We start from the raw sequence: 12,817 nt of genomic DNA, 5'->3' as shown, positions 1-12,817 counted from the left end.
CAGAGAAATTGATTGTGGGCATGTTTTTTAATCCAACGCCGTGTTCATATCGAAAACGGGCAATAACACCGCGACGATGATGAACATCACCATCGCCCCGATGATCAATAACATCAGCGGCTCTATCAGACGCACCATTGCATCCAACTTGCGCTCGGTTTTCTCATCCATTCGGTCCGCGATTTTGACCAGCACGGAATCCAAAGAATTGGATTCTTCCGCCACTCGCATCATCGCCATCACCTGGGGCGGAATCAGACCGCTGGCGGCCAGCGGCGCTGCAAGCGAATTTCCGGATGAAATGTTTTCAGACGCTTTCTGAATCGTTTCGGCCAACAAGACGTTTCCCGTCGAAGTGCTGCTGATGTCCAGCGACTTCAGCAGCGGGACGCCGTTGCGTAGCAGTGTCCCCAAAACGCGGCAGAATCGAGAAACCGCCATGGAATGAAAGATCGATCCGGCGATCGGGATCTTTAACTTCAGCCGATCCAAAACACGGCGGCCTTTGGGGGTCCCCACCGCTCGACGCAACATCACGACCACGCCGGCAGCGGCGATCAAAACGAACACGCCGAATCGCACCAGCGAATGACTGAGAGCCAAAAGCAAGACGGTCGCCAGTGGCAAACCGGTCCCACTGCGTTGCAATCGTTCAAAGAACGGTTCGAACATCGGCACGACGTACATCACCAGCACCACGGTGACGATGCCGCCGACCACCATCAAAACGATGGGGTAGGTCATGGCACCGGAAACCTTGCCGCGAATCGCATCCTGCTTCTGTAGGAACCCGGCGACATGTTGCAGGGATTCCTCTAGGAATGCACCTTCCAGTCCTGCGCGGACCATGCTGACCACCAATTCGGAAAACACTTTGGGGTGTGCCGCAAGTGCCTCATCCAAGTTCTCTCCATCGGCAACACGATCACGAACGTCGGCCAAGACATCCGCCATCGTTTCGTCGGCACTCTGTTCGGCCAGAATCGTCAGCGATTCCAAGAGCGTGACGCCGCCGTTCAACAAATCGCTCAACTGTGTCAGCGTGTCGGCGATCGTTTCCGCTTTGACCCGCTTGGGCAAATCCAGCTTCCATTCGAAGGCACCGGATCGGGCGGACCGGTCGGTCACTTCGATGGGAAACAAGGCCTGGCGACGCAACAACGCCATCGCTTCGCGGGCGTCACCCGCGATGATCGTTCCGTCGGCGTTGTCACCACCGGCGGTTTTGGCACGATAAGCGAAATTGGGCATGGTTGGTTGGAACGAGGTTCGGTCAGGATTCACATTTCATGTTGGAGCCAAACGCCATGGTCAGGCGTCAGCTTTGGTGACACGCAAGACTTCATCAATCGATGTGACGCCTTGCATGACTTTGTTCCACCCGTCTTGGCGGAGCGTCTTCATTCCGCCACGAACGGCGGCTTTCTTGATCTCATTGCTGGCCGCTTGGTTGGTAGCCAAGTCGCGGATTTCGTCATTGGCGACCAGCAATTCGTACAGGCCCATCCGGCCGCGGTACCCGCTGCCGCGACAGGCCGAACATCCAACGGGACGGTAGACCACTGTGCCGTTTTCCTTGGCTTGCTCATACGGAAAATCGTCGGGCAAATCCGCTTGGCGACGCAGATCAGGTTCACGACATTCCGGGCATAATTTGCGTACCAACCGCTGCGCCATCACACCTTCGACGGTGCTGCTGACCAGAAACGGTTCCACGCCCATGTCACACAATCGCATGAACGCGCCGGCGGAGTCGTTGGTGTGGAGGGTGCTGAAAACCAAGTGTCCCGTCAGCGAAGCCTGTGTGGCGTTTTCGGCCGTTTCCAAGTCGCGAATTTCGCCAACCAAAACGACATCAGGATCGTGCCGCAGGATGCTTCGCAAGCTGGCCGCAAACGTCAGCCCGACCTTTTTGTGCACTTGGATTTGGTTGATGCCTTCCAACTGATACTCGATCGGATCTTCGGTCGTGATGATCTTGGTTTCTTCGTCCTGGATCTCACTGAGTGCGCTGTAAAGCGTCGTCGTTTTTCCCGAGCCCGTCGGCCCGGTCACCAAGATGATCCCGTGAGGCAATCGGATTAGTTTTTGAAAGCGTTGATAGACGTCATCGGGCATCCCGATGTCGGCAAGTGAAAACCGCAAGTTCTCCTTGTCCAAGACCCGCATGACGATCCCTTCTCCGTGCAGCATCGGGATGATTGAAACGCGAATGTCGACTTCGCGTCCTTTGACGCGGATCTTGATTCGACCGTCTTGGGGGACACGCTTTTCGGCAATGTTCAAACGCGCCATGATTTTCAGCCGGCTGACAATCGCCGACCGAAATTGATTCATCTCCGGCGGCGCCGGTTGACGCTGCAGAACGCCATCGATCCGATAGCGAATCTTGATGCCTTTTTCTTGAGCCTCGATGTGAATGTCACTGGCGCGCGCTTCGATGGCTTCGCTGAGAATCTCGTTGACCAATCGCACCACGGAGGCTTGCTGGGCGACTTCCGCATCTTCCAGATCTTGCCCGGTCAACGAATTCAGTTCACCCAAGTCCTCGTCTTTCTGCAGTGCCAGCAAACCGTCGATCGTTTCGGCACCCACGCCCAGAAACCGCTTGATCAAATCGCGGACTTGTTCCGGATCACTGACGACCGGCTGGATGATTTGCCCCGTCGCGGCGCTTAGCGCATCGATCGCTTGAAAATCAAAGGGGTTGCTCAGCGCGACCACCAAAGCGTCCGATTCTTTAGCGATCGGAAACACTTCATAGCGGTGAATCAAACGAACGGGAAATCCTTCGAGAATCTGTTCGTCGATCTCGATGTCGGTCAGGTCCGCCAATTTCAGCCGCATCGAATCGGCGATCGCGCGCAACAATCCGGATGCGTCTTCGAACCCGAGTTCGGGCGCGAAGTCTTGAATCGGACGCTGCGATCGAATCGCGTCAGCGGCACTGGCCAGCTGATGCTTGTCCAACCGGCCAGCGGTGGAAACGTCTTGAGACATCGTTCGGTGGGGCCGGCAAAACGTGTGCGTCCCTGGCACAGATGCGCTGTGCGTGGGATCACCCATCGGGCCGGTCGTTGGTGGGGTGGGGCACCGTGAAGGCGGGAAAGTTCGTCAACGACGCAATGTCGTGACGGGCCGTCCGGACGGTGTAACCGGACGACCAACTATCAGTATAAACGGCCGGTACCGCTGATGGACATTCCGATTCGTCGGTCGATACCGATTGACGGTTCTGGCGAATTTGGACAAGCGGCCGAACCCATCTAGGGCACACAGGAAACCGCTAACAAACCACAAGCGAGAAAAAACCGCCGTTAACAGGCGGTGGCGGGACAATGCCCTTCGCCGGGCATGTCGGCTGCGACGCTTTGCCCGACTCAATTGGTGATCACCTGTGAATCACCTGGCGATGAATTCGCGCAATGCCCGTTCGATGCTGTCAGACTTGGAGCGTTTCAGGCGAATGATTTTGACGTTTCGGTTGCTTTGGTTCAGCGCCCGCTGATCCATCTCCGTCACGAACGATCGAATCTCATCGCGAAGTTCCGCCGGCGCGCGGACGATCAGTGCATTGGCCGCCTCGTCCACTTCCAAAGTCAACAATGGCCCCGCCGCAGCGGCATTCAATTGTTGCAGCACCGAAGCCACCGACGCACCAACGCCCCGTGGGACCTGTAGCGGTCGACGCCCACCGGCGGTACTCATCTGCGACCGATACACCGTCCGCAGGATTGTCAGAACACGATCGGCTTGCGTGTTCTCCAAGTTGATGATTTCGGGCCGATAAACATTCAAAAAGTCCGGCAGTTCATCCGTGTCCAAGACCTCCAACAGGTCACCGACGATCTCTCGAGTTCGAGGACTTCCGTAAACAATCAATGCGTTCAATCGTTCGTCCGAGACGACCACGGCGTCGGTCAGCCCGCCTCGCATGAACGGCATTTCATCGACCAAGCGTTTCAACAGCATTTCCATGTCGATCGCGCCAGAGTTTTGCAGCATGAACACCGCAAAGTTGGTATCGGATGCTTCAGCGGGCCCCAATTGACTCATCCCACGCAATAGCGTTTCCATGCGATCCAAAGCCTCGGTGTCCTCCGAGGAAATCGTAATGCTGTCGGGTCCTGGGATGACGACCACATCCGACAAGCCCTCCGATGCATCAACTTGTTCTTCATGCGATGCGTTGGCTTGACCTTGATCATCTTGTGTCGCTGGCGCGGGCGGGGCAGCACGCAGCGTGTCTTGCTGTGCCACCAGCCGAACGCCCGTTACGATCCCTTCGACGCGTGCATCGGTTGCCGGGTCCATCGCACTGTCGGATTTCCCTTGCTCCTCGGGAGCGAATTCCTGCTTTGGTGATTCGCCAGGCCAGGGTATCGCATCGCCACTTCGCTGCTGTGCCGGATAGATGACTTTGATGCGATTTCCCCGGATCCGCGACCAAACGGATTGCATCTGACGCACCGCCGATTCGGTATCGCCGGAAAACGGAATACGACGCGTGGTCCCAGTTCCCAATGCGGCGACCGCTTTTTCCCCCTCGTCCACTTGTTCGCCCAACTTGGACAGTAACGCACGGATTTGGGTCAATTGTTCTTCGGTCCCGCGCACAAAGATCTTGTTCGTGCCATAGTCGGTCGAAACGTACGGCCGGCTGGTCCCGATCAATCCGGCAAACAGATCGCGAACCGCCATTTCGATCATGTAGGGATCGGTGGTTCGCAATTGAAAGACTTCCAGGATCCGCTCGTCTCCGTCAAGCTTCTGAAGTGCCTGGGCGATTCGAGAATGCTGCTGATCCGTCGCGACCACGACCAGCGAGTTGCTGGTTCGATTGGCTAGAACCTCGGGACGCGGAACTTCATCTTGGACGATCGAATCGATCGTCGATGCGGCGACCGTCGCGCTGACGTTGGCCAGCGGATAAAGTTGAGACGTTTGCGCCGGTCGCTGCGGTGGCGGCTGATCCATCGCTTGAAGCATTTCATCGATTGCCACTTGATGCTTTGGCATTGCCAGCACAAACAAGGTTTCGTTCGATTCCTGGTAGGTGATGGAATAGTCGCGACTGCGTGCGAACGCCCGAATGATGGAATCTGCGATCGCGTCGGGGTCACCGTTTCGAATCGGATAGGCCCGCATGACGGGTTCCTGCCCGGACGCGACATCCAATTGACCGATCACTTCGTCGACTTTGGCATGCACGTCGTCAGGTCCCGTCACCATGATCGAATTGGATCCCGCGTCGGCGGTGACCGTGGCGGTCGGGGCCAAGTCTTCGATTGCCTCGGCGACGCTATCGGGATCCGCCAGTGTCAACGGATAGACTTTCAACTTTTTCGTTGACTCGGGAACGTCTAACGATTGGAACATCTCCGCAAAGGTAGATTGATTGCGTGGGGTTGCAATGACAAAAACGGTGCTAGTGTCTTGTTGATAGGTAATGTTGAAATCGTTGTTGCGATAAAACGCGATCGACAGAGATCGCGAAATCGATGCGGGGTCACCGTTGCGAATGGGATAGGCGCGGACCACAGGTTCTTGACCTGATGCGACATCCAACTGTTCGACGACACCACGCACCGCTTCATGGGTGTCATCGGTTCCGGTCACCAACAGTGAATTTGAACCTTCGTCCGCCGACACGATGGCTTCGGGACGTACGTCGGCAATGGCATCGGCCACCGAATCGGGATCGGCCAACTTCAGTGGATATACCTTGAGTTCTTTCTTTCCCTCGGCGACATCCAACGATTCGAACATCTGGGCAAAGATGGCTTGATAACGCGGCGTCGCGGTCACGAAGATGGTTTCGTTGGCACTTTGATAGGTCACGACGTAGTTGCGGTCACGTAGGAACGCTTGTGTCAACGCCTGTGAAACGGACGTCGGATCGCCGTTTTTGATCGGATAAGCTTCGACGATTGGCTCCTGTCCGGAAACGACGTCCAACTGTTCGATCAATTCACCAATGACGGCGTGGTCTTCATCATCTCCGGTGACCAACAACGAACTGGAACCACTGTCGGCGACGACGGTTGCATCGGAAGCTACGTTGGAAACGGCTCGAGCAACCGCGGAAGGTTCAGCCAAATCCAAGGGATAGACCTTCAGGACTTTTTTGCTTTCCGGCACATCCATCGCCTCAAACATTTCCGCAAAGATCGCTTGATGCTTCGGTGTCGCGGTCACGAAAACCGTTTCGTTCACGGCTTGATAGCTGACGGTGTAGTTTGGGTTTCGATAGAACGCCAATGTCAAAGCACGAGACACGGCGGCGGGGTCCCCGTTGCGAATGGGGTACGCTTTCAAAACGGGTTCGGTCCCGGAGGCGACGTCTAGCGACTGAATGATCTTTGCAACCGACTCATGCGACTGCTCGGTTCCCGTCACCAACAGCGAATTGGAACCTCGATCGGCGGTGACGACGGCATCTTTTTCCGCGTCACGCACGGCGGTCATGATGGACACCGCATCGGCCAGTTCCAAAGGATAGACCTTCAGTTCTCGTTTGCTCTCGGGAACATCCAACGACTGGAACATTTCCGCAAACGTCGCTTGGCTGCGTGGCTTGGCGATCACGAATAGTGTTTTGCTGGCGTCTTGATAGGTGATTGAATAATCGGGGTTGCGCAGAAAAGCCAGCGAAACGGACCGGTAAATTGCCTGAGGATCACCGTGCCGGATCGGATACGCTTGGACAACAGGTTGTTGACCAGACACGACGTCCAACTTGTCAATCACCTCGGCGATGCGTTCGTGATCCTTTTCAAGCGCCGTGACGATCAACGTGGAAGACTCGGGTTCGGGAACGATGGTCGCATCGGTGGCGAATCGCGCTAGGGCTCGGGAAACGGAAGTGGGATCCGCCATCTGGAGTGGATAAACGGCGGTTCGGCGACGTTGGGCATCGGGCAACTGCGACACGATCGCCTCGATCGCTTGACCAATTTCCGCTTGCTGTGCAGGCGTCCCGCGTGCGACCAGGCTGTTGCTTTCGTTGTTGATCTGAACTCCCATCAATCCAACCAGTCGCCGATCCAAAGCCCGGTAAACCGTGTAGGCGGCCATCTTCTCGGGGTCGATCGGATACACGTGAACCAGCGGATCCGGTTCCGGCTTCATCGCAGTTTCAAAGGACTCGATCAAAGCAACGATTCGTTCGTGTTGCTGCTCTGTTGCCCAGATGGAAAGTGCATCTTCCGATTCGCTGTCGACGAATCGCAACTGCGGAATCTCGTCTTCCAGATGTTCGCGGATCTCTGGCAACAAATCCTTGCGGACCGGGTGTTGCCGCAGGACGGACGACTTTCGGTCTTGGTTCGCCTGACGCAACTGTTCCAACATGGCCTTGATTTGGTCATGTTCCTGTTCGGTCGCCAAGACCATCAACTGATAGTCATCAGATTCCAACACGGTCGCGTCCGGCAACTGTTCGCGCAACATACTTTCGGCCGTTTCAACGCTGAAATCGGAGATCGGATACACGCCAACCTTTCGGTCCGTGGCATCGCCGCCGAGTTCGGTTCGCAGACGTCCCAGCAAGGATTCGATCGCATCGTGTTCGTCGGGGATCGCCCACAGAATCAGCCGATCGTCCGCCTCCGCATCCACCGACCGTGCATCGGGGGCAATGTCGTCCAGGACCTCCGTCGCGAGCGCAATGACTTCCGGCTTGTCGCGATACACCCGCAAGACTTGGTCGTCCGATTTCGACGTCTGCTGATTCAGTTGATCGAACGCTGTTTGAATCGTCTGGTGATCCTTTTTACTTGCCCACACGACCAGGTTTTCACGAGACTGATCCAACGAGAACGCCGCGTCATCGGCCATCGACTGAAACATGGTGATGGCGGTCGGCCCGATTCGGACCGGCAAAGGGTAGGTCCGCAAGCTGAAGTCGGATTTACCCGTCATTTGGGTGAATTGGTCGATCGCTTCGGCCACGGCCTGATGGTCTTCCTGGTCCGCCCAAACAAAGATACGGCTCTCGTCTGGATCGGACGAAATGACCGCAGCTGGAACCAGTTGCATCAATACGTTTTCCACCTCTTCCGCTTTCGTGTCGCCCAGATCGTAGCCCACCACTTTGGACGTTTGGGTCGAACGATTTCCATCGACACGTGCGATCGCTTGCGCAAGTTCCTGATGATCCAGGCCGGTTCCGGATGCCACCAATTGCTTGCTGTCGGCATCAACGGTCAAACGCATACGCGGAAACAGCGGCTGTAGCATTCGCAAAACGTTGCCGGGGTTCAACGTTCGAAACGGATACGAAACCACGCTGGTTTGGCTGGCTTGGTCCGGGTCGGCATCCAATTGCCGAACCAGAGCTTGAATCCGAGGCTGTTGCGACAGCGGTGCGGCGACCAAAACGCGATTGGACCGTTCGTCGGCGACGATTTTCCATTCAGGCTGCATCCGCGAAAGCAGTTTGACGATGGCATCCGCATCGCCTTTTTCCAGCGGATAAGCGATGGTCACACCGCGATCGGTGGTTGCATCAGTCGACAATTTTTCGATCAGCGATTGCACCTCCGTTTGATCTTCCGCGGTGGCACGCACAATCAATCGTCCGTTGGCCGAATCCGCGGTCACCACTGCATCGGGCACCAAAGATTGCAAGTTGCGTTGCAGATTGGAAAGGTCTGCGGCGTCGACGGCGTAGGTTTCCAGCACTGGTTCCCTTCGTGGTGGCAACGCTGCCGCCAGCTTGTCGTATTCTTGACGGACCTTTTCGAATTCCTCTTCCTGTGCCCAGACCGATAACACCTCCATCTCATCGTTGTAAATCATCTCCAACTGCGGGAACCGTTTTCGCAACGAAGCCAACAGTGTTCGGTCGTCTTCAACGTCCACCGCCAACGTTTGAACGGGGATCGTCGTATCGTCGGTTCCCACATCCAATTGTGCCAACAAGCTGGTCAATTCCGCGTGTTGACGTTCGCTTCCCCACGCCGCCATTTCGGTCAAACTGGCTTGGGGATTGATCTTCATCGTGGATAACGATTCGGGCAGATCACGCTGGATCATTGCAAATCGATCACGTTGCAATTGACTGATCGGATACAGCTTCAATTGACGCGATGACGCGCCGCCCGCCTGTTCGATTTGGGCCAGTGTTTCGGTGACACGTTGGTGTTCGCGCTGGGTCGCAACAACGCTTAACCGGCCTTCATCGTCCAACCATTCGACAGTGGCATCAGGTACCGCCTTGGTCAGCATCGTCAGCATTTGACGGCTGAGTGGTTGCTGTAAAGGGTAGAACGTAAGGGTTCGTTCCAACGCCGGATCACGCGGGTATTGGTCGATGGTTTCTTTGGCCATCGACAATTCGCCCGCATTGCCCCGGATGACGATTCGCCCCGGTTGCGACAGCACCAGCGCACGTGGGACGACGTCTTGAACCAAAGCCGACAACGCATCGGTGGAATCCGGATCGACTTGGTGAATGGCCACGGCAAGTGCCCCATCGCTGCCGCCCGATCCCCCCACGTCCAATCGTTGCAACGTCGTCTGGACCGCGTTTTGTTGACGTGCATCGCCGACGATCAGAATGCGTTGGTTATCCGCGTCGGCTTTCACCTGGACATCGGGATGCACCAATTGAACCTGTTCGACCAAGTCGTCCAAACGATCGGGATCGACATCGTAAGTTGTCACCGCATCCGCGTTGTCCCCGGACGCGTTTTCGATCATTTTCTGGATACTGGCTTCGATGCCCTTTTGCATTTCCGGCGTTGCGTGCGCATGGACTTCGTCGGCATTGGGATCAAAGCGAATCTGTGCCGATGAAAACAAGGCTTGCAGCGTTTCCACCGTCGCTTCGCCATCAAGCCCGGGTGCCGGATAGGTTGCAAAGACCGGTTTGGGTGCTTCTTTCTTTTCTTTGGGTTCGGGCTTTTTGGGTTCCGGGATCGATGCAATCAGAATGTTGATCGCACGAAGCTTTCCGGCAGTTTCAGTCACCAATAACTTCTTGGCGGCGGCCATCGGTGTGACTTGGCCGTGCGATCCGACCAATGGCGTGACTTCCTGAACGACCACATCCATTGGACGCGCGCCGACGGGAAACTCAGTGGAAACGATTTCAAACTTGCCACGCTCGGCCAATTTGTCGACCGACACTGTCGGCACAATCTCGAAGGGGATTCCGTCGCTGGTGTCGGCAAGAATCAGCATCTTTTCGCGACGGATCAGCGTGTAATCTTTGCTCAGCAACACACTGTTCAGCAGGTCGATCGCCTCGGTCGGCGTGTAATCATTCGTGTCGCTGTAGGTGAATTTCCCCGACGGTTCACTGTCCATCACTAGCGACAAATCCGCTTGGTCGGCAAACCATTGCAGCACACTGGACCAAGGCTGGCCGCGGAAGTTGAACTGAATCTTTCCACTTTGATGAACGTTGTCGAACGCGGCACGTTGTTCGGGTGTCAGCACGGCGGCCAAACGCGCGTTGGAATCTTTGACCACGTCATCGCGACGGTCACTGGCGACCTTGACCAATTCGCTAACCCGCTGGTCCAAAATCTCCGCGATCTTGGCACGTTGTTGGTCCGTCAGCTTCAACCGATCGGCATACGTGGGCTGGGCCAAAAGGGAATAGTCCGTTCCCTGTTGTGCGTTGGCATCGGCAATCGTTGCCATGACCACCATCGCGGCCACGAGCCATCGATGCTGCGTTGTTAGTTTTTGCATGATTCAATGCGGACATCGCCGATTCGCGACTGGACATCATCGGGTCCAGTGAATCACGAAGGCGACGAAGCGATAGGCGGGATAGTTGGGGTAGGGCAAAGGCGGGAAGACGGCGGGAAATTCCTAGCGTCTCATCCTGACAGGCTAATTTGACGACCCGGGCATGTCGACAGATCGGCCATCGTCCCTGGACGGATGTCACCGCCGATCCACAAGCCACCAAGCCCCACCGCCTGCGATGCTGCGGGTCCGGATCGGCAAAAATCAATGCCGAGGCGATCGCCGATGCCCTAGACAGTGGCACGGGATCCCGGGTCGGTGCCGTCAGGCGACAATATGTCGCGACCCGAACGGCCTTCCGCGGATCAAGCCGGCACGCGGCCATTGCTGTGGGCACATCACCACACCAGTGATTGGCAATTAAAAACCGAACAGCGGCCGTGATTCCTGTTCAACCAAGTTCTGGTAACCACGCCAGAGTTGGTCGTCACCCATTCGCCGAAGGTTTTCCGCCAACACGACATTGTCGGCCGTTCGGATGAACCTTTCATATTTCACCGACCGTTCGGCAGTACTGAGTTGATTTTCCTGTTCGTCTCTCAGTTGCTGATAGCGAGCATAGTCGGGATGCTGCTTCACTGCGGCGATGAACTCATCACTGCGATGGGTCAGCAGTTCCGTAGCGATCGGATTCAACACATTCGCCAAACCGGGCCAACGTTCTTTCAGGCTGTCGCCGATACGACGCTGAATCGCGCGCCATCGACCATCGGATGTCCCTGATCGCCGGCGACGGCCACGTCGGGTTTGTCGATCGGCCTGTTGCACACGGTCCTCGCCGGTCAGCCCCAATTGTTCCGACAGACCGTCCAAGACGGCACGCTGGGCAGGCCCGGCCAGTTGAATGATCTGGCTGTACGGCACCGCTTCGCCCAACAGGTCTCGATCGCCGGATTCTGCCAGCCGGCTGTGGACCGTCAAGTATTCGCCCGAGGTGATGACAGGCAAATCAATCGTGTCGCTGTGCAGCACGGTCCAAGCGTGTGCTTCGGCGATGCTGATTTTCCCATCACCGTCAAAGTCGGCCGGGGCCGGACCAGATCGCTTTGGATCGCGTGTTTGGTCCAGAGCCTCGAAAAACGACGTACTGTATTCCCGATAGTCGGCTTGGTCGACATCCGCCGTGCATCCGGCCGCGGGACGATCGTGCACTGTTGCAAACACGCCAATGCGTCGCTGATCCGTCGGCTGCTGGTCGGAAGCGGTCGGATCGAAGATCAGGCGAGCGAACCCACCGGAATAGCACTGGACCATGACCAGCACAACATCAACGCCCTGGGGCAAACTGTTCAACCACTGGTCGAATTGTTTCGTTGTGACCGACGTCTTGTTCCAGGTTGCGATCGACGTGTCATAGGGATCTCGATTGCCGCGACTGGCATAACCATGGGCAGTGACATAGATCACCAAACGATCGCCGGCCGACAATTGCCGACCTTGGACCGAAAACCATCGCTGAAGGTTCTTTGGTGTTGCCGCGCCGCGAACACCGTCGATCTGATGATCGCGATAGTGCAGCCCCAGGTCAGTCGGATCCGATAAAAACTCCGCCATCAACTGATTGGCCACCGGGACGCTTTTTCGATCGATGACCTGAACGTCGTGACCCGGTGCATTTCCATCCGCGAAAAAAATCCAGCTGTGCTTCACACCGGAATTCGGCAACGCAAGACGCTGTTGGGCGGCCAAGACGTTTCGCTCCAGTGACGCCTGATTCCCCTCAGGCGCGTAACCGCCACCGATAATCAACCAGTGGTCATCCGCGAAGACCTTTGCCGGACTTCCGCCGACCACGATCAGGCAGCCGACCCAAGCGATCAAGTCGAAAACGCCAACAAGTCGCCGAACGCCCAATCGTTCCAGTGACGGACCACTCCGATGAAGGCCTGCGTACATGTCGATCCATTGGTGAGACGAAGATAAATGACGCAGCCGGACCGGAATTTCAGATTCCCCGTCCATCCGTTTGCTGTCAGCCAAAAGCCGTGGCCGGCGACGACATTCGCCGCGGGTTTTGAATGACAAATGCCGGGCCACAGCCATGCCAGTGTAT

General features: G+C 56.5%; 4 protein-coding genes. All 4 read right to left on the bottom strand.

Features of this window, described 5'->3' with window-relative positions; translation table 11 throughout:
• Positions 1-27: 27 nt before the first annotated feature.
• The 4 genes from HFP54_RS01470 to HFP54_RS01455 all read right to left on the bottom strand — a co-directional run bounded on the left by HFP54_RS01470 (position 28) and on the right by HFP54_RS01455 (position 12,660).
• The gene (locus tag HFP54_RS01470; protein WP_146411874.1) at positions 28-1,251 is read right to left on the bottom strand and encodes a type II secretion system F family protein; all 1,224 of its coding nucleotides are present in this window, start codon (positions 1,249-1,251) and stop codon (positions 28-30) included.
• Between the two features lie 60 nt (positions 1,252-1,311).
• Entirely contained in the window at positions 1,312-3,000 is a 1,689-nt protein-coding gene (gspE, locus tag HFP54_RS01465) for a type II secretion system ATPase GspE (RefSeq protein WP_168563802.1), read from the bottom strand.
• Positions 3,001-3,402: 402 nt separating this feature from the next.
• A complete protein-coding gene (locus HFP54_RS01460; RefSeq protein WP_168563801.1) occupies positions 3,403-10,704 on the bottom strand; it encodes a secretin N-terminal domain-containing protein in 7,302 nt (2,433 codons plus the stop codon).
• A gap of 420 nt (positions 10,705-11,124) precedes the next feature.
• Positions 11,125-12,660, bottom strand: a complete 1,536-nt coding sequence (locus HFP54_RS01455; RefSeq protein WP_235951179.1) for a hypothetical protein — start codon at positions 12,658-12,660, stop codon at positions 11,125-11,127.
• Positions 12,661-12,817: the final 157 nt, after the last annotated feature.

This window comes from Crateriforma spongiae (assembly GCF_012290005.1).
GTDB classification, from domain to species: domain Bacteria; phylum Planctomycetota; class Planctomycetia; order Pirellulales; family Pirellulaceae; genus Crateriforma; species Crateriforma spongiae.
This window is presented reverse-complemented; position numbering and strand designations above follow the sequence as displayed.